General features: G+C 59.3%; 18 protein-coding genes, 4 tRNA genes and 1 pseudogene. 5 read left to right on the forward strand and 18 right to left on the reverse strand.

Translation table 11 applies throughout. The annotated features are described in order from the left end of the window. Window positions 1-109 precede the first annotated feature (109 nt). From ACEN8E_RS25415 to rluD, 7 genes are all read right to left on the reverse strand, one after another. Window positions 110-186, reverse strand: a tRNA-Pro gene (locus tag ACEN8E_RS25415). A 95-nt stretch (window positions 187-281) separates the two neighbouring features. After that, window positions 282-357: transfer RNA gene (locus ACEN8E_RS25420), tRNA-Lys, on the reverse strand. A gap of 5 nt (window positions 358-362) precedes the next feature. Next, window positions 363-439: transfer RNA gene (locus ACEN8E_RS25425), tRNA-Pro, on the reverse strand. Window positions 440-448: 9 nt separating this feature from the next. Then, window positions 449-524, reverse strand: a tRNA-Asn gene (locus tag ACEN8E_RS25430). Between the two features lie 300 nt (window positions 525-824). Then, complete coding sequence (gene clpB, locus ACEN8E_RS25435; RefSeq protein ID WP_495590321.1) at window positions 825-3,389, reverse strand: ATP-dependent chaperone ClpB; 2,565 nt, start codon at window positions 3,387-3,389, stop codon at window positions 825-827. Between the two features lie 130 nt (window positions 3,390-3,519). Further along, a complete protein-coding gene (pgeF, locus tag ACEN8E_RS25440; RefSeq protein ID WP_495590322.1) occupies window positions 3,520-4,245 on the reverse strand; it encodes a peptidoglycan editing factor PgeF in 726 nt (241 codons plus the stop codon). Beyond that, on the reverse strand, window positions 4,242-5,204 hold the full coding sequence (gene rluD, locus ACEN8E_RS25445) for a 23S rRNA pseudouridine(1911/1915/1917) synthase RluD (RefSeq protein ID WP_008052092.1): 963 nt from the start codon (window positions 5,202-5,204) through the stop codon (window positions 4,242-4,244). The genes pgeF and rluD overlap by 4 nt, the downstream gene beginning before the upstream one ends. A gap of 151 nt (window positions 5,205-5,355) precedes the next feature. On the opposite strand from rluD, the gene ACEN8E_RS25450 reads away from it, so the two are divergent. The 4 genes and pseudogenes from ACEN8E_RS25450 (at window position 5,356) to ACEN8E_RS25465 (ending at window position 8,419) form a co-directional block, all read left to right on the forward strand. After that, window positions 5,356-6,378 carry an outer membrane protein assembly factor BamD gene (locus tag ACEN8E_RS25450; protein WP_495590323.1) on the forward strand — a complete coding sequence of 341 codons (1,023 nt, stop codon included), beginning with the start codon at window positions 5,356-5,358 and terminating at the stop codon, window positions 6,376-6,378. Between the two features lie 124 nt (window positions 6,379-6,502). Beyond that, a complete protein-coding gene (locus ACEN8E_RS25455) occupies window positions 6,503-6,736 on the forward strand; it encodes a PP0621 family protein (RefSeq protein ID WP_495590324.1) in 234 nt (77 codons plus the stop codon). 46 nt (window positions 6,737-6,782) lie between these two features. Continuing rightward, window positions 6,783-7,085, forward strand: a pseudogene (locus tag ACEN8E_RS25460) (hypothetical protein); the annotation flags it as partial. Further along, the gene (locus tag ACEN8E_RS25465) at window positions 7,082-8,419 is read left to right on the forward strand and encodes a sigma-54-dependent transcriptional regulator (protein ID WP_495590325.1); all 1,338 of its coding nucleotides are present in this window, start codon (window positions 7,082-7,084) and stop codon (window positions 8,417-8,419) included. The pseudogene ACEN8E_RS25460 and the gene ACEN8E_RS25465, both read left to right, overlap by 4 nt. Window positions 8,420-8,491: 72 nt before the next feature. On the opposite strand, the gene thiO is transcribed toward ACEN8E_RS25465, so the two are convergent. From thiO to ACEN8E_RS25500, 7 genes are read right to left on the reverse strand one after another with little or no spacing between them, the layout of a single operon-like run. Continuing rightward, window positions 8,492-9,592, reverse strand: coding sequence for a glycine oxidase ThiO (gene thiO, locus ACEN8E_RS25470; protein ID WP_429372518.1), 1,101 nt, complete (start codon window positions 9,590-9,592; stop codon window positions 8,492-8,494). Between the two features lie 56 nt (window positions 9,593-9,648). Then, window positions 9,649-10,050: a type IV pilin protein gene (locus ACEN8E_RS25475; RefSeq protein WP_495590326.1), complete on the reverse strand. Its 402-nt coding sequence runs from the start codon at window positions 10,048-10,050 to the stop codon at window positions 9,649-9,651. A gap of 14 nt (window positions 10,051-10,064) precedes the next feature. After that, complete coding sequence (locus tag ACEN8E_RS25480) at window positions 10,065-10,478, reverse strand: hypothetical protein (protein ID WP_495590327.1); 414 nt, start codon at window positions 10,476-10,478, stop codon at window positions 10,065-10,067. Further along, on the reverse strand, window positions 10,465-10,944 hold the full coding sequence (locus ACEN8E_RS25485; RefSeq protein WP_495590328.1) for a pilus assembly PilX family protein: 480 nt from the start codon (window positions 10,942-10,944) through the stop codon (window positions 10,465-10,467). Before ACEN8E_RS25485 ends, ACEN8E_RS25480 begins: the two co-directional genes overlap by 14 nt. Window positions 10,945-10,954: 10 nt before the next feature. Next, the gene (locus ACEN8E_RS25490; protein WP_495590329.1) at window positions 10,955-11,662 is read right to left on the reverse strand and encodes a PilW family protein; all 708 of its coding nucleotides are present in this window, start codon (window positions 11,660-11,662) and stop codon (window positions 10,955-10,957) included. After that, complete coding sequence (pilV, locus tag ACEN8E_RS25495; protein WP_495590330.1) at window positions 11,659-12,108, reverse strand: type IV pilus modification protein PilV; 450 nt, start codon at window positions 12,106-12,108, stop codon at window positions 11,659-11,661. Before pilV ends, ACEN8E_RS25490 begins: the two co-directional genes overlap by 4 nt. After that, window positions 12,105-12,578: a GspH/FimT family protein gene (locus ACEN8E_RS25500; protein ID WP_495590331.1), complete on the reverse strand. Its 474-nt coding sequence runs from the start codon at window positions 12,576-12,578 to the stop codon at window positions 12,105-12,107. The genes pilV and ACEN8E_RS25500 overlap by 4 nt, the downstream gene beginning before the upstream one ends. A gap of 63 nt (window positions 12,579-12,641) precedes the next feature. On the opposite strand from ACEN8E_RS25500, the gene ACEN8E_RS25505 reads away from it, so the two are divergent. Further along, the gene (locus ACEN8E_RS25505; RefSeq protein ID WP_495590332.1) at window positions 12,642-13,181 is read left to right on the forward strand and encodes a GspH/FimT family pseudopilin; all 540 of its coding nucleotides are present in this window, start codon (window positions 12,642-12,644) and stop codon (window positions 13,179-13,181) included. On the opposite strand, the gene ispH is transcribed toward ACEN8E_RS25505, so the two are convergent. The 4 genes from ispH to ileS form a co-directional block, all read right to left on the reverse strand. After that, the gene (gene ispH, locus ACEN8E_RS25510; protein ID WP_495590333.1) at window positions 13,150-14,097 is read right to left on the reverse strand and encodes a 4-hydroxy-3-methylbut-2-enyl diphosphate reductase; all 948 of its coding nucleotides are present in this window, start codon (window positions 14,095-14,097) and stop codon (window positions 13,150-13,152) included. The genes ACEN8E_RS25505 and ispH overlap by 32 nt on opposite strands. A 129-nt stretch (window positions 14,098-14,226) precedes the next feature. Further along, window positions 14,227-14,664, reverse strand: coding sequence for an FKBP-type peptidyl-prolyl cis-trans isomerase (fkpB, locus tag ACEN8E_RS25515; protein WP_431759708.1), 438 nt, complete (start codon window positions 14,662-14,664; stop codon window positions 14,227-14,229). Between the two features lie 7 nt (window positions 14,665-14,671). Next, the gene (lspA, locus tag ACEN8E_RS25520) at window positions 14,672-15,184 is read right to left on the reverse strand and encodes a signal peptidase II (RefSeq protein ID WP_007970932.1); all 513 of its coding nucleotides are present in this window, start codon (window positions 15,182-15,184) and stop codon (window positions 14,672-14,674) included. Continuing rightward, window positions 15,177-18,008 carry an isoleucine--tRNA ligase gene (gene ileS, locus ACEN8E_RS25525; protein ID WP_495590334.1) on the reverse strand — a complete coding sequence of 944 codons (2,832 nt, stop codon included), beginning with the start codon at window positions 18,006-18,008 and terminating at the stop codon, window positions 15,177-15,179. The genes lspA and ileS overlap by 8 nt, the downstream gene beginning before the upstream one ends. Window positions 18,009-18,018: the final 10 nt, after the last annotated feature.

Genomic DNA, 18,018 nt, shown 5'->3' on the forward strand with positions numbered 1-18,018 from the left:
GGCACACCGCTTTCGCGAGCAGGCTCGCTCCCACATTGGTTTTGCGATGTCCTGAGTTTCTCGCAGACAAAAAAAATCCCCGTATCTTTCGATACGAGGATTTTTAATATGGTCGGGGTAAGGGGATTCGAACTCCTGACATCCTGCTCCCAAAGCAGGCGCGCTACCGGACTGCGCTATACCCCGGTAAAAAAAAGGCACCTTCGAAAGGCGCCTTCTGCGAACAGAGCTTTTGGCGTCTGATCTTAAGATTCGATTCCAGTGTTAACTGGTTTCAAAAATGGTGGGTCGTGTGGGATTCGAACCTACGACCAATTGGTTAAAAGCCAACTGCTCTACCAACTGAGCTAACGACCCAAAAATGGTCGGGGTAAGGGGATTCGAACTCCTGACATCCTGCTCCCAAAGCAGGCGCGCTACCGGACTGCGCTATACCCCGGTTTGAAATTGGCTCCGTGACCAGGACTCGAACCTGGGACCCAATGATTAACAGTCATTTGCTCTACCGACTGAGCTATCACGGAACTACACATTTCAATTTACAACTTTGAAGCTTTACTGCGTTCTCTTCAACCCGTTTGCATCGCTGCGTTCGTGTGTCTGAGGCGCGCTATTCTACAATCTTCAGAACCTCTGTCAACCCCCTAAATTGCTTTCAAGTTAATGATTTGCAACTTATTTTGGATTCCTGCTTGGGGAGCGGAAACCCTGGCGGGTGACTTACTGCGGGGCGCACTTTACAAGCCTTTTCCTTTGAGTTCAACAGCCTAACGAAAAAAAGGCCTCGTTATGCGAGGCCTTTTCAATTTTGTTGCCGATCCGGATCAGACGAAGACGATTTCGTCGCTTTCCACCACGCCGTGAGCGGTATCGCCCGGCATGAACCGACCGGACAGGATCAGCTGCGCCAGCGGGTTCTCGATCCAGCGCTGGATCGCTCGTTTGAGCGGCCGTGCGCCGTACACCGGGTCGTAACCGACCGCAATCAGCTTGTCCATGGCTTCAGGGCTGAGTTCAAGCTTCAGCTCCCGCTCGGTCAGGCGGCGGCGCAGACGACCCAACTGGATCTCGGTAATACCGGCGATCTGATCCCGCGCCAACGGCTCGAAGATCACCACTTCGTCGACCCGGTTGATGAACTCCGGCCGGAAGTGGCTGGAAATCGCATCCATCACCGCTGCACGCTGCGCCTCACGATCACCGACCAGTTCCTGGATCTGCACCGACCCCAGGTTGGAGGTCATGACAATCACGGTGTTCTTGAAGTCCACCGTGCGGCCATGGCTGTCGGTCAGGCGACCGTCTTCGAGCACTTGCAGCAAGATGTTGAACACATCCGGGTGCGCCTTCTCGACCTCATCCATCAGGATCACCGAATACGGCTTGCGACGCACCGCCTCGGTCAGGTAACCGCCCTCTTCATACCCCACGTAGCCCGGTGGCGCACCGATCAGGCGAGCCACGGAATGTTTCTCCATGAACTCGGACATGTCGATCCGCACCATCGCCTCTTCGGTATCAAAGAGGAATTCGGCCAACGCCTTGCACAGCTCGGTTTTACCGACACCGGTCGGGCCGAGGAACATGAACGAGCCGCTCGGGCGATTCGGGTCGGACAACCCGGCACGCGAACGCCGCACTGCGTTGGAAACCGCGACCACCGCTTCGTCCTGGCCGATCACACGCTGGTGCAACAGACTTTCCATCTTCATCAGTTTTTCGCGCTCGCCTTCGAGCATCTTCGACACCGGGATACCGGTCCATTTCGACACGACTTCGGCGATCTCTTCTTCAGTCACCTTGCTGCGCAGCAACTGGTTTTCAGCTTTGCCATGCTGGTCGACCATTTGCAGGCTACGTTCCAGGTCCGGGATCACCCCGTACTGCAACTCGGCCATGCGGTTCAGGTCGCCTTTGCGGCGGGCCGCTTCCAGTTCCTGACGGGACTGTTCGATTTTCTGCTGGATCTGCGCAGAACCCTGGACCTCGGCTTTTTCCGAATTCCAGATTTCTTCGAGATCAGAGTACTCACGCTCATGACGAGCGATTTCGTCCTGCAATTTTTCCAGACGTTTCTTCGCCGCGTCGTCGCTTTCTTTCTTCAGTGCCTGGGATTCCACCTTCAGCTGAATCAGGCGACGCTCCAGACGGTCCAGCACCTCCGGTTTGGAGTCGATCTCCATGCGGATGCGGCTGGCGGCTTCATCGATCAGGTCGATGGCCTTGTCGGGCAACTGCCGGTCAGTGATGTAACGATGACTGAGTTTGGCCGCGGCAATGATCGCGCCGTCGGTGATCGCCACCTTGTGGTGAACCTCATAGCGTTCCTTGAGGCCACGCAGGATGGCGATGGTGTCTTCTTCGCTCGGTTCATCCACCAGCACTTTCTGGAAACGTCGCTCCAGAGCGGCGTCTTTCTCTATGTATTGGCGGTACTCGTTGAGCGTCGTGGCGCCCACACAGTGCAGCTCACCGCGGGCCAGGGCCGGCTTGAGCATGTTGCCAGCATCCATCGAGCCTTCGCCCTTGCCGGCGCCGACCATGGTGTGCAGTTCGTCGATGAACAGAATGATCTGCCCTTCCTGCTTCGACAGTTCATTGAGCAACGCCTTGAGCCGCTCTTCAAACTCACCGCGATACTTGGCACCGGCAATCAGCGCCCCCATGTCCAGGGACAACAGGCGCTTGCCCTTGAGACCATCCGGCACTTCACCATTGATGATGCGCTGGGCCAGGCCTTCGGCAATGGCGGTTTTACCCACGCCAGGCTCACCGATCAGAACCGGGTTGTTCTTGGTACGCCGTTGCAGCACCTGGATGGTCCGGCGAATTTCATCGTCTCGACCGATCACTGGATCGAGCTTGCCGTCTTCGGCGCGCTTGGTCAGGTCGACCGTGTATTTATCCAGGGCCTGACGAGACTCTTCGTGGTTAGGGTCGTTGACGGCCTCGCCACCGCGCAGGTTGTTGATCGCATTTTCCAGGGCTTTCTTGCTCACGCCCTGGCCGAGCAACAGTTTGCCGAGCTTGCTGTTCTCGTCCATGGCGGCGAGCAGCACCAGCTCGCTGGAGATAAACTGGTCGCCTTTCTGCTGAGCCAGACGGTCTGCCTGGTTGAGCAGGCGCGCCAGATCCTGCGACATGTTCACGTCGCCGGTCGGGTTCTGGATTTTCGGTAGCTGGTCGAGCTCTTTGGTCAGCTCTTTACGCAGGCTGTTGACGTCGAAGCCCACCTGCATCAGCAGGGGCTTGATCGAGCCGCCCTGCTGTTCGAGCAAGGCTTGCATCAAGTGCGCCGGCTCAATGGCCGGATGATCGTGGCCGACAGCCAGGGATTGGGCATCGGACAACGCTAACTGCAATTTGCTGGTTAAACGGTCTATACGCATGGGTCACCTTCCTTTTGAGCAGGCCGGACCTATAAAACATCCTGAATGAAGAAACCTGCCAGATACCGCAATAGATGTGGTCGATTCTGGGAGTTTCAAGCGTCGTGACGTTGATGCAGGTCAGGGAAGCTTAGCGGGCGAGCCAGATCAGGGAGGCGAATCGACCGGTGCGAGGGGCACGGCGATAAGAAAAGAAGCGGGGGTCGGTCACTGTGCAGAAACCGCCACCGTAGACAGCGGTGACGCCGCGAACCGCCAGACGCAAGCGGGCCAGTATATAGATGTCGGCCATGAACTTGCCGGGGTTTTGACTCGGTACAAAGGCTTTGGCAGCCTCAGGCAATTGGTCGACGAAGGTTTCGCGCACTTCCGGGCCGACTTCAAAGGCTTGCGGACCAATGGCTGGACCAAGCCAGACCAATACCTCGGCAGGTGGCACCGCCAGACTGTCGAGGGTGGCTTCCAGCACGCCCGCCGCCAACCCGCGCCAACCGGCATGGGCCGCAGCAACGCGAGTGCCGGCACAGTCACAAAACAGCACAGGCAGGCAATCGGCGGTCATCGCCGCACAGGCGATACCGGGTGTCGACGTCCAACTCGCATCGGCAGTGTCCACTCGGGCTGGATCGGCATGGGCCACGGCAATGCCGTGGACCTGCTGCAGCCAGGCCGGTCGAATGGAGAAATGATCGGTAAGACGACGGCGATTCTCGGCAACAGCTTCAGGGCTGTCATCGACATGATCGCCAAGATTGAGGCTGTCGAACGGCGCCACACTGACGCCGCCCGCACGGGTGGTGACACAGGCTTTGACCCCGGCCGGTGCGGGCCAGTCAGGAATCAGCCAGTCACTCATCCGATGAACGCCTCGCGGTCTTGCTTGAGCAGGGTCAGCAGCCAGACGAAATCTTCCGGCAATGGTGATTCCCAGCTCATGCGCTGACCGGTGGTCGGATGATCCAGTTCCAGGAAACGCGCATGCAGCGCCTGACGCGGGAAGTTTTTCAGGGATTCGACCATGGTGGGGTTGGCGGCCGGCGGAATGCGGAAACGACCGCCGTAGGCAGGATCTCCGACCAACGGGTAGTTGATGTGCGCCATGTGCACGCGAATCTGGTGCGTGCGACCGGTTTCCAGCTTCACCCGCACGTGAGTGTGGGAGCGGAAGCGCTCAAGCACACGGTAATGACTGACGGCTTGCTTGCCACCTTCCATCACGGCCATGCGCTGGCGCTGCTGGCCGTGGCGACCGATCGGCGCGTTGATCTTGCCGCCGGCTGTCACCACACCAATCACGATGCATTCATAGATGCGGCTGACGCTGCGGCTCTGCAACTGCGTTACCAGTTGCGTCTGCGCCTGAATGGTCTTGGCCACCACCATCAGACCGGTGGTGTCCTTGTCCAGGCGATGCACGATACCGGCGCGGGGCACATTGATGATGTCCGGCACGTGGTGCAGCAAGGCGTTGAGCAAGGTGCCATCAGCGTGGCCGGCAGCCGGGTGCACCACCAGGCCCGCAGGCTTGTTGATCACCAGGATGTCGTCGTCTTCGTAGACGATGTCCAGGGCAATGTCTTGAGCGACCCATTCGCCCTGAGCTTCCTGCTCGGCAGTCAACTCAAGGATGGCGCCGCCATGGACGATGTCTCGCGGGCGGATAACCGCCCCATCCACAGTCAGGCGGCCGTCTTTGATCCAGGCGGAAAGGCGCGAGCGCGAGTGCTCAGCGAATAATTGTGCGGCGACTTGATCGAGGCGTTGGCCGCCCAGTTCGGACGGCACCTCTGCGCGAAGTTCAATTTTATCGGACATGCTCAGACTAGGCGTCGGCACAGCCTTTGGTTTCGGCTGCGCGCTTGTGGTTAAATACGGCGTCTTTTGCCCCGAGGCTATTCAACGGGGCGCTCATCATAACAGGACGGCCACGCCCAAGACAGCGGCCGTCATAGGGACGCAAGCCGCCATGCAAGTGAAACACCTGCTGCTGATCGCCATCCTCGCATTGACCGCTGCTTGCTCATCGAAGGAAGTCGTAGACGAAAACCTCAGTGAAGTCGAACTGTACCAACAGGCTCAAAAAGACCTGGACAACAGTAGCTACACCAGCGCCATCGCCAAGCTGAAGGCTCTGGAGTCGCGTTATCCGTTCGGTCGTTATGCCGATCAGGCACAACTCGAACTCATCTACGCCAACTACAAGAACACCGAGCCAGAGGCGGCCAAGTCAGCTGCGGAGCGCTTCATTCGCCTGCACCCACAGCATCCGAACGTCGATTACGCCTACTACCTCAAGGGCCTGACTTCTTTCGACCAGGACGTCGGCCTGCTGGCGCGCTTCCTGCCACTGGACATGACCAAGCGTGACCCGGGCGCCGCCCGCGACTCCTATAACGAGTTCGCCCAGCTGACCAGCCGCTTCCCGAACAGCCGTTACGCGCCAGACGCCAAGCAGCGCATGATTTATCTGCGCAACCTGCTGGCGGCCTACGAAATTCACGTAGCCGACTACTACCTGACCCGTCAGGCCTATGTCGCCGCCGCGAACCGCGGTCGCTACGTGGTGGAAAACTTCCAGGAAACCCCTTCGGTCGGCGACGGCCTGGCGGTGATGACCGAGGCCTACCAGCGCCTGCACCTGGACGATCTGGCTGCTACCAGCCTGGAAACCCTGAAGCTCAACTACCCGAACCACCCGACACTGGTGGACGGTCAGTTCGTGCCAACCGTCGCCGAAGCCGACAACCGTTCGTGGCTGAGCAAGGCGACCCTGGGCCTGATCGAGTCCCGTCCGCCGCTGCCACCGGGAGAAACCCGCGCCAACCAGGACGTGCAGAAGCAGTTCCAGGACGCCAAGGATGCAATCCCGGCCGAACTCAAGCCTAAAGACAACAATGACGACGCGATCAAAGAAGAAGATCACGAAGCGCAAGGCAACAACAGCGACCGTTCGTGGTTCAGCTACATGACCTTCGGCGTGTTCGACTGACACTCGGGTTGTGCAAAAAGGGAGACTTTCGAGTCTCCCTTTTTTGTTTCAGCGATTTATTGCACTGTGCGCCTGACAGGTCCTTGGCTAAACTGCCGAATCATCCGTCGAAAAGCAGTTCACCATGCTTCGTTTATTGTTCTGGATTGCCCTGATTGCCGCTGCAGTATGGTTCTGGCGCAAGTTCAAGGGGCAGGCGTCCACCCCCAGGTCCCCAACCGAGCGGGAAGCGGCGCCTATGGTCCGTTGCGCCCATTGCGGCGTTCACCTGCCCCGTGACCGCGCGCTGAGCCTCGACCAGCGGTGGTATTGCAGCCAGGCTCATCTCGAGCAAGACAAGGGTTCCAGTGGCCGCTGACACCTCACTCAGAATGGCGACCGATTGAGGTCTATCGCACGCACCCAAGGAACTGAAAGGCGTCGGTCGACGTCTGACGCAGATTATTCAAGACCACACTCTGCGAATGAACCGGGTAATCGAAAACGTTCTGCAGCTGCAGCGCCGCGAGCAAATGTCGCCGCTACGGCTCAATCTGAAATCACTGGAAATACTCGATAACGAAACCCCCGTCCCCCAAACCAGGGGCCTGGGGCCTTATCTGTCCGGCGAGCCGGGCGAAAGCATTCTGTCGCGCCTAGACTTCAAGGCACGCCAGGAAAGCGGCTGCTTTTGCATGACCCTTGCTCACGGACGGAACCCACGTTGAACACCAGACCCCGACAAAAAGTCTTGATCGTCGATGACGAACCGGAAATACGCGAACTCCTGGAAATCACCCTGGGAAGGATGAAACTGGAGACGTTCAACGCCCGCAACTTCGGCGAAGCGCAATCCCTGCTGAAACGCGAAAGCTTCGATCTATGCCTGACCGACATGCAGTTGCCGGACGGTACCGGCCTGGAGCTGGTGCAGCACATCCAGCAACGTCACCCTCAGGTACAGGTGGCGATGATCACCGCCTATGCCAGTCTCGAAACCGCGATCGATGTGCTCAAGGCCGGGGCATTCGACTTCCTGACCAAACCGGTGGACCTTACCCGCCTGCGTGAACTGGTCACCAGCGCCCTGCTGCTTCCTGCCCGCGGGGTCGGCATCGATCGTCGCTTGCTGGGCGATTCATTGCCCATGCGCAACCTGCGAAAACACATCGCCAAACTGGCCAGCAGCCATGCGACGGTATACATCAGCGGAGAGTCCGGCAGCGGCAAGGAACTGGTCGCGCGCCTGATCCATGATCAGAGCCCCCGCGCCAATCAGCCGTTCATTCCGATCAACTGTGCGGCAATCCCTTCGGAACTGCTGGAGAGTGAGTTTTTCGGCCACCGCAAAGGCAGCTTCAGCGGCGCCATCGAAGACAAACCCGGTCTGTTCCAGACCGCTCACGGCGGCACCCTGCTCCTCGACGAAGTGGCTGACCTGCCGCTGGCCATGCAGGTCAAACTGCTGCGCGCGATTCAGGAGAAAGCCGTACGCAGCGTTGGCGGGCAGCAGGAAGTGGCGGTGGATGTGCGCATTCTCTGCGCCACACACAAGGACCTTGACGCCGAAGTCGCCGCTGGGCGATTTCGTCATGACCTTTACTACCGGTTGAACGTGATCGAACTCCGGGTGCCGCCCTTGCGCGAGCGTCGTGACGACATCGAAATGCTGGCCAGCCACATGCTCAAGCGCTTGGCCGCCAATACCGGTCAACCCGCGGCGAGACTCCACCCCCAAGCCCTCGATGCGCTGAAAAACTATCGCTTCCCGGGCAATGTGCGGGAACTGGAAAACATGCTCGAACGGGCGCATACCCTGAGTGAAAACAATCAGATCGAAGCCGAGGACCTGCGCCTGGCCGAAGGCAACCATGGGGCTGAAGCTGGCCTGCCGGACCTGACCCGGATCGACAATCTGGAAACCTACCTGGAAAACGTCGAACGCCAGCTGCTGCTCCAGGCACTGGAAGAAACCCGCTGGAACCGCACGGCGGCGGCTCAGCGGTTGAATCTGTCATTCAGGTCGATGCGCTACCGGCTCAAGAAGTTGGGACTGGATTGAGACCGCCATCGCGAGCAAGCTCGCTCCCTGTAGGAGCGAGCTTGCTCGCGATGGGGATCCACTGGCCGCCAGTCAGAGCCGCCCGGCAGGCGCATAAGGCGCCGGATCGATAATTGGCGCCCGGCCCAGCATCACATCGGCAAACAACTGGCATGACGCTGGCGCCAGCACCAGCCCGTTACGGTAATGCCCGCAGTTGAGCCACAGCCCGTCAAACCCCGGCACTGGGCCGATATAAGGAATGCCCTCGGGAGATCCCGGGCGCAATCCGGCCCAATGCCCCACCACTTCTGCATCGGCCAGCGCCGGGATCAACTCCACCGCAGACGCCTTCAGGCTTTCCAGCGCCGACCCGGTCGGCGTCTTGTCAAAGCCTTCATGCTCCAGCGTACTGCCGATCAGTATGTGCCCGTCACGCCGGGGAATCGCATAACGGCCCTTGGCCAGGACCATGCTCGGCAGGAAATCCGCCGCGCACTTGTAGAGAATCATCTGCCCTTTCACCGGCTCGACCGGCAGTGTCAGGTCAAGATGCTTGAGCAAGTCACCGCTCCAGGCCCCCGCCGTCAGGACGACTTGATCGCCAAGGACAGTACCTGTGGATGTCTGCACGCCGACCACTTTGTTGCCGTCACGAACAAACCCGCTGACTTCGCACTGCTCATGGATCGTCACGTTCGGCAGCGCCAGCAACGCGGCCTTGAGCGACTTCACCAGGCGCGGATTACGCACATTGGCGACGTCGGCCATGTAGATCGCCCGGGAAAAACCACTGCCCAGCACCGGCACGGCGTCGTGCGCAGCCGAAATATCCACCGCACTCAACGGACGATGTTCCCGGGCAGCCCAGGCCAGCGCTTCAGCCTCGTCATCCAGATCCAGCCAGTACAGACCGGTGGTGTGCACTTCAGGATCAACGCCAGTGGCGGCAAACAAGCGCTCGCCCAGTTGTGGATAAAAATCCTGGGACCAATGAGCCAACGCAGTGACCGCCGGGCTGTAGCGCCACGGATAAAGCGGCGAAACGATGCCACCGCCAGCCCAGGACGACTCCTGGCCGACGCTCGAGCGATCCAGCAGCACAACGCTTTGCACTTCGGAGGCGAGATTGAAGGCCGTCAGCAACCCAATCACCCCACCGCCGACGATCACCACTTGCTGTTGCCTGGTCATGTTCTGATCCAATCGTTAAATAGACAGAGGGTGCAAAAGACACCCGAAATGGAAACTCAGCGCCCCCAGCAGTCTTTGCTGGTCAGGCCGGACTTTGCGTTGACCATGCCGAGGACACCGGTGTTGGTGATGGTCAGATCACCGCACTTGTCAGTGGCCATGCTCGTGCCAGCCTTGCGCACCGCCGTCAGCAGAAAAGTCTGGTCGGTCAGGGTCGGTGTGATGCTGTAGTAATCATTGCCGGCACTGAGGCCCGTCGCGTCGGTGTAGACATTTTTCTGCGAGTAGAAGCGTTCCAGGGTCTGTGCCTGCTCCGAGAGCAGACCCGCCACTTCTGCGCGACGGCCCTTGTTCAGGTATTCGGTGAAACTCGGGGCAGCAATGGTCATGACAATCCCGATGATCGCAATCACGATCATGATTTCGATCAGGGTAAAACCGCGGTTGGTACTACGCATGCCTCAACTCTCACTTACTGTATTTGTCGCCACATGATGCGACGGCTACCGCCGGATTTTTCCATTCCCGGCGTATCGTCGCCAGTGGAATCGTTCACGGCCCCGCCATTGTCGCTGACGTCCTGGGTCGAATGCTCTCCAACAAAGATCACACCATCGGACAGCGTGTCGATGTTGTCGACCACGCCATCGGCATTGCTGTCGAGCATCTTAACGCTGATCGCATCGGGCAGCCTCAGGCAGACGGCTATCAATCCCTGATTGCTGTGGTAGAACCCGTACCAGTTGCCATTCGCCAGACAGGTTGGCCGGTTCAGCGCCGGCGAATCCGGTGGCGTGGCTGCGTACGCCGGCACCGACAGGTTAAGCGCGGCTACAAATCCGAACAGTTGCGGCCACAGCCGGATATATCGCTCAGTATTTCGCATAGATGCTCTCCACCACACTGCGCAAATGACCCGCGATGCCTACTGCCGTTACCCGATACAACGTCGCCGGGGTATTGATTGGCACATTCACCGCATCTCGACTGACACCGATGTTTTGCACGCCATAAAAGCCGTTGTCCGATGCAATCCAGGTCACTCCGGAAGTGGCATTGAAACCGGCAGCGGTAATTGTCGAGGACTCGGATGGCGGTGCACATTGAACGATGCCGCTACAAACAGGTAGTGCATAACTGTCCCGTTGCACTGCACTTTCGCCCACCCGCAAGGCGGCTTCGGCCCCCTGAAACGACTGGTTGCGCAAGGCGACGCTGCCGGCCATTTTTTCCTGCAGGGTGGCGCTTTGCATCGATGAAAGACCAATCAGCGTCAGCAAGAGCAAAAACACCAGACTGACCAGCAGTGCCATGCCGCGTTGGGTGCAATACGTCATGGCAGAACGGTTCATTGGCGCTCCTTCATGGCAAGCGGTTGCGCAGAGCGGCCACTGCGTTGAAGGTTTGCTCGCTCACCCGGTGGTTCGGATCGGTAAGCGTCAGGCTCAGGCGAACGCTACGAATCAGCGCGGGGTCAGGCGGGTTGCTGCTGTAGCGCGAAGCAGCCAGATCAGTGGCAGTGCTGGCCAGGCCGAAGCTCACGTCAAAAGCGCTTACGTTGTCCACCAAGACCCGTGGTTTTGCGGCCCCGCCCCCCATAAGCAGCTGGTGGTTGCTGAAGCGGTAAGTCAGTTGCCGTATTGGAAAGGCCAGTTGCCCTGCCACGGGTGTCGCACTGTCGCTGTAGGCCGTCGAATTGTTTCGACAATCAGAAAGCACGGTCCAGTCCGGTTTGTCGCCATTGCCGCCGATATCCGCCGTTACCAGCGTCAAACTGCGACTGCCATTGTCCCAACGGATCGGCGTTATACGATTGCTATGGAAATCACTTTTCTTACTTGAATCAGTGATCGTTTCCAGGCAACCGAACATCCCGACCATGCGAATTTCCTGAATCATTTTGCTCAACACGAAACGTGCGTCCTCCTGCATGTTCGCGGCCGCATTCTGGCTGAGGTAAGTGCTCTTGGCCGCGATGAAAACCTGCACCACGCCCAGCACCACGATCAGGCTCAATGCCAGGGCGATCAGCAATTCGACCAGGCCAAAGCCTCTGCTGCGGCGACTCACGGGACCACCACCGGCCCAATGGCCGTGCGACTGCTCAGGACAAAACTGCGCCGTGAGTCGGCAGCATTCGCAGCCCGTGAGTCATCCCAGGTAATCGTGATGGTGTGCACCTGCTGATTGACGGTGACACTGCCCGTCGCAGTGGCGCCGAGCGAGCTGACAATGTTGGCGTTGAAGTCAAACAGGTCCTGATCCCGTGCAACACCCGGGTTGCCCGTAGCCGGCGGAGCGATGGTGTAGTCCGCAGCGGCGTTGGCGCGAATGCGGTCCATCATGTCGTAAGCGATAAAACTGGCCTGACTGGTCATGCGCGCACTGTCCGTGTACTTCAGCGCATTGAGCTGAAACGCCGCCGCCCCCAGCAACCCCACCCCCAGAATGACTAATGCCACCAGGACTTCGACCAGTGTCATACCCTCCTGTGCGCCTTGCTTCCCTGCCCTCATCCGCAACTTCCACCTATTGCAATTCGTCCATTCAAACACAGGGTCAGCGTCCTGCTTTGTGCTCCCCGCCCATAGCTGATCACCACCTCTGACGACGGTGACGACAATCCGCCCATGCTGTTGAAATCGATGGCAGTCACGCCCGAGGTTAGCGTCAGAGTTGCGCCGCTGCTCATCGCCGGAACAACCCGCAATACTTTGGCCAAAGCGCCAGTACCGTCGTAGACCGCCAGCTCCCCACTCCAGAAATTCCCTCCGGCGGTCGGGCGCACCCGTGTGGTATTGCCCCGATCGATGGCTTCGAGGCGGGCAAAGCTCAGGGCTCGACGCAGACCAAGGATTTCAGTGTCAGCCCTCGTTGTTTGCGTCGAACGGGTAAACGCCGGGACAGCCAGAGTCAGCAGAATCAGAAGGATCGCGATCGCGATCAGCAACTCGATCAGAGTGAAACCTTTTGTACGATGATCCATCGGGGCCTTCTGTTTCCTTCGGCTATACCTGCTCTTGCACAGCGCGCCACGGAGGGAGATGTCATGCGCCAACAAGGCTTCAGCCTGATCGAACTGCTCATGGGACTGGCAATTACAGGAATTGTTCTGCAACTGGTCAGTCCGGCGTTCACAACGCTGATCGAGTCGAACCAGAGAGAGCAAGCGGCACAGGCTCTTTTCAGTGGTATTCGCACCGCCCGAACCGAAGCCATCGTCCGCAAACAGGACGTGGTGATTCACGGCATCAATGGTGACTGGAGCCAGGGCTGGCGGATCATTCTGGATATCAGCGGCAAAGGCGATATGGACAGCGACAATCCACTATTGGCCGAACGCCTGAACGGCACACGGGTGTCGATTGTGGGGAACGGTCCGGTCGAAAGCTTTATACGATTCAGAGGTCAGGGCGAATCACAGTTTGGCGGGACATTACACGTTTGCAAGGCTCACAAACCGGTGAGCCAACATCAGGTGGTGTTGGCTCGGACCGGTCGCGTCAGCCTGCGCAGCGACAAGGCTGAGCAGGCGTTATGCGAAGAAAGGAAGAAACTCAGAGCAACGAACGAACGCGCAGTTCTTTAGGCATCGAGAAGGTGATGTTCTCCTCGCGACCGGCCAGTTCATCGGCCCCCGTTGCACCCCAGGCCTGTAACTGCTGGATCACGCCGCGCACCAGGACCTCCGGGGCGGAGGCGCCAGCGGTGATGCCGATACGCTCGACACCGTCGAACCAGCTCTTTTGCAGGTCTTCGGCACCGTCGATCAGGTAGGCCGGAGTGGACATGCGTTCTGCCAATTCGCGCAGGCGATTGGAGTTGGAGCTGTTCGGGCTGCCGACCACCAGCACCACGTCGCACTCATCGGCCAGTTGCTTGACTGCGTCCTGACGGTTTTGCGTGGCGTAGCAAATGTCGTCCTTGCGCGGTCCACCGATGGCCGGGAAGCGTGAACGCAGGGCGTCGATAACACGGCTGGTGTCGTCCATCGACAAGGTGGTCTGGGTCACGAAGGCGAGCTTTTCAGGGTTGTTGACCTGCAATGCCGCAACATCTTTCTCATCTTCGACCAGGTAGATCGCGCCGCCATTGCTGGCATCGTACTGGCCCATGGTGCCTTCGACTTCCGGGTGACCGGCGTGACCGATGAGAATGCATTCACGGCTGTCACGGCTGTAGCGCGCCACTTCGATATGGACTTTGGTCACCAGTGGGCAGGTGGCGTCGAACACTTTCAGTCCACGACCAGCCGCTTCGCTGCGCACAGCCTGGGAAACGCCATGGGCACTGAAGATCACGATGGCGTCATCCGGCACCTGATCCAGCTCTTCGACGAAAATTGCACCACGGGAGCGCAGGTCCTCGACGACAAATTTGTTGTGGACCACTTCATGGCGCACGTAGATCGGCGGCTCGAAAACTTCCAGGGCGCGGTTGACGATTTCGATCGCCCGGTCCACTCCGGCGCAGAAGCCACGGGGATTGGCGAGTTTGATTTGCATGCTGTGCCTCGTGTCTTGCCCTGTAGGAGCGAGCTTGCTCGCGAAAAACTAAAGGACAACGCGTTCATCCAGAAGAACGCGTATTCGTTAACGATCATCGCGAGCGAGCTCGCTCCTACAGAAAAGCAGTTACAACGCTTTGACGGAAATGATTTCCACATCAAAGGTCAGCGTCTTGCCCGCCAGCGGGTGGTTGAAGTCGACGGTCACTTGCGCATCGTCGAACTCTTTGACCACGCCCGGCAATTCAGTATTGGCCGCATCGTTGAAGATCACCAGCAAGCCAGGCGACAGCTCCATGTCCTGGAACTGTGAACGCGGGATGACCTGCACGTTTTGCGGGTTAGGCTGACCGAAAGCGTTTTCCGGTTCAATGCTCAGTGTACGCTTGTCACCGGCCTTGAAACCGAACAGGGCTGCTTCGAAACCTGGCAGCAGGTTGCCGTCACCGACCTTGAAGGTCGCCGGGGCTTTGTCGAAGGTGCTGTCCACCGTGTCGCCGTTCTCCAGGCGCAATGCGAAATGCAGGGTGACTTCCGTGTTCTGGCCAATGCGTTGCTCAGCCAATACCTGTTCAGTCATGAACGGTTTCTCCAGTCTTTTTACTTTTGAACATATCCAGTGCCAGCATGACAGCGCCTACAGTGATTGCACTGTCGGCAAAGTTGAACGCCGGGAAATACCAGCGGTTCTGCCAATGCACCAGAATGAAATCGATCACATGGCCCAGGGCAATGCGGTCATACAGATTGCCCAGCGCGCCGCCGAGCACCAGTGCCAGCGCAACCGCCAGCCAGGTCTCGTTACGCCCCAGACGCTTGAGCCACACCACCAGCACCGCACTGACCACGACAGCGATCAACGCGAACAGCCAGCGCTGCCAGCCGGAGCTGTCAGCCAGGAAGCTGAACGCCGCGCCCGTGTTGTAGGCCAGTGTCCAGCTGAAGTAATCGGGAATGATCACGATCTGCTGGTACATCTGGAGCTTGCCTTCGAAGTAGAACTTGCTGGCCTGGTCGATGACCAGGACCAGCAAACTCAACCAGAGCCAGCTCAGCCGTCCGAAACGGCCAACGGCATTAGGCATAGTGACGGACCTCGCCAGCACCGCTGATGTTATCCACGCAACGGCCGCAGATTTCCGGATGCTCCGGGTTCACACCGACGTCTTCACGGCAGTGCCAGCAACGGGCGCACTTGGCGTGGCCCGACTTGACGATCTTGAGCTTCAGGCCACTGACTTCGGTGACCACGGCATCGGCCGGTGCCTGCGCCAATGGCGCAACGCTGGCGGTCGAAGTGATCAGTACGAAGCGCAGTTCGTTGCTCAGCTTGGCCAGATCGGCGGTCAGCGCGTCTTCGGCGAACAGCGTCACCTCGGCTTGCAGGTTGCCACCGACAGCCTTGGCTGCACGCTGGATTTCCATTTCCTTGTTGACCGCGACCTTGACCGCCATGATCCGGTCCCAGTAAGCGCGATCCAGCTCGAAGCCTGCCGGCAGTTCGCTCAGGCCTTCGTACCAGGTGTTGAGCATGACGGACTCGTTACGTTCGCCCGGCAGGTACTGCCACAGTTCGTCGGCGGTGAACGCCAGGATCGGCGCGATCCAGCGTACCAGCGCTTCGGAGATGTGGAACAGCGCGGTCTGGCACGAACGGCGGGCCTTGCTGTCGGCGCCAGTGGTGTACTGGCGATCCTTGATGATGTCCAGGTAGAAACCACCCAGCTCCTGCACGCAGAAGTTGTGGATCTTCGAGTACACGTTCCAGAAGCGGTATTCACCGTAGTGCTCCTGCAGCTCGCGTTGCAGCAGCAGGGTACGGTCCACGGCCCAACGGTCCAGTGCCAGCATTTCTTCAGCCGGCAGCAGGTCGGTGGCCGGGTTGAAGCCGGTCAGGTTCGAAAGCAGGAAGCGCGCGGTGTTGCGGATACGCCGGTAGGCGTCCGCACTGCGCTGCAGGATCTGCTCGGAAACCGCCATTTCACCCGAGTAATCGGTCGAGGCGACCCACAGACGCATGATGTCGGCGCCCAGGGTGTCGTTGACTTTCTGCGGCGCGATCACGTTGCCCAGGGACTTGGACATCTTGCGGCCAGACTCGTCGACAGTGAAGCCGTGAGTCAGCAGTTCGCGATACGGTGCGTGGTTGTCGATGGCGCAACCGGTCAGCAGCGACGAGTGGAACCAGCCACGGTGCTGGTCCGAGCCTTCCAGGTACAGGTCGGCGCGCGGGCCGGTTTCGTGGCCCATCGGGTGCGAACCGCGCAGGACGTGCCAGTGCGTGGTGCCCGAGTCGAACCAGACGTCCAGGGTGTCGCTGATCTTGTCGTACTGCGGCGCTTCATCGCCCAGCAGTTCGGCGGCATCCAGTTTGAACCAGGCTTCGATGCCTTCGACTTCAACGCGCTTGGCAACTTCTTCCATCAGCTCGACGGTACGTGGGTGCAGCTCGCCGCTTTCCTTGTTCAGGAAGAACGGGATCGGCACGCCCCAGTTGCGCTGACGGGAAATGCACCAGTCCGGACGGTTGGCGATCATCGAGTGCAGGCGCGCCTGGCCCCAGGCCGGGACGAATTTGGTGTCTTCGATGGCTTTGAGCGAACGCTGGCGCAGGGTGTCGCCAGTGGTCGGCTGCTTGTCCATGCCGATGAACCACTGTGCGGTGGCGCGGTAGATCAGCGGGGTCTTGTGGCGCCAGCAGTGCATGTAGCTGTGTTCGATGACGGTGGTGTGCAGCAGCGCACCGACTTCGGTCAGCTTGTCGACGATGGCCGGGTTGGCTTTCCAGATGAACTGGCCACCGAAGAACTCCAGTGACGGTACGTAAACGCCGTTGCTTTGCACCGGGTTGAGGATGTCATCGTTGACCATGCCGTACTTCTTGCAGGTCACGAAGTCGTCCACACCGTAGGCCGGAGCAGAGTGAACCACACCGGTGCCGGCGCCCAGTTCAACGTAGTCGGCCAGGTATACCGGCGACAGACGGTCGTAGAACGGGTGACGGAAGTTGATCAGTTCCAGCGCCGAACCGTTGGCGGTAGCGATCACCGAGCCTTGCAGCGAATAGCGCGCCAGGCACGACTCGACCAGCTCTTCAGCCAACACCAGCAGCTTGTCGCCGACGTCGACCAGGGCGTAGTTGAATTCCGGATGAACGTTCAGCGCCTGGTTGGCCGGAATGGTCCACGGGGTGGTGGTCCAGATGACGATCGAGGCCGGTTTGCCCAGCGATGGCAGACCGAAGGCGGCAGCCAGTTTGGATTCGTCGGCAATCGGGAACGCCACGTCGATGGTCGAGGACTTCTTGTTCTCGTACTCGACTTCCGCTTCAGCCAGGGCCGAACCGCAGTCGAAACACCAGTTCACGGGCTTCAAGCCCTTGAACACGAAACCGCCCTTGACGATCTCGGCCAAGGCGCGGATTTCGCCGGCCTCGTTCTTGAAGTCCATGGTCTTGTACGGGTTGGCGAAGTCGCCCAATACGCCCAGACGGATGAATTCGGATTTCTGCCCTTCGATCTGCTCGGTGGCGTACGCGCGGCACAGTTCGCGGGTCTTGTCCGCGCCCAGGTTCTTGCCGTGGGTCACTTCGACCTTGTGCTCGATCGGCAGGCCGTGGCAGTCCCAGCCCGGAACATAAGGCGCGTCGAAACCCGACAGGGTCTTCGAGCGGATGATCATGTCCTTGAGAATCTTGTTCAGTGCGTGACCGATGTGAATCGTGCCGTTGGCGTACGGAGGACCGTCGTGCAGGACGAACTTCGGACGATCCTTGCCAATCTCGCGCAACTTTCCGTACAGGCCAATACTGTCCCAGCGCTGCAGAATCTGCGGTTCGCGCTGTGGCAGGCCGGCCTTCATTGGGAAGGCGGTGTCCGGAAGGTTTAGCGTGGCTTTATAGTCGGTCATTTAAGGCTCT

The organism is Pseudomonas sp. Pseusp9 (genome assembly GCF_059491265.1).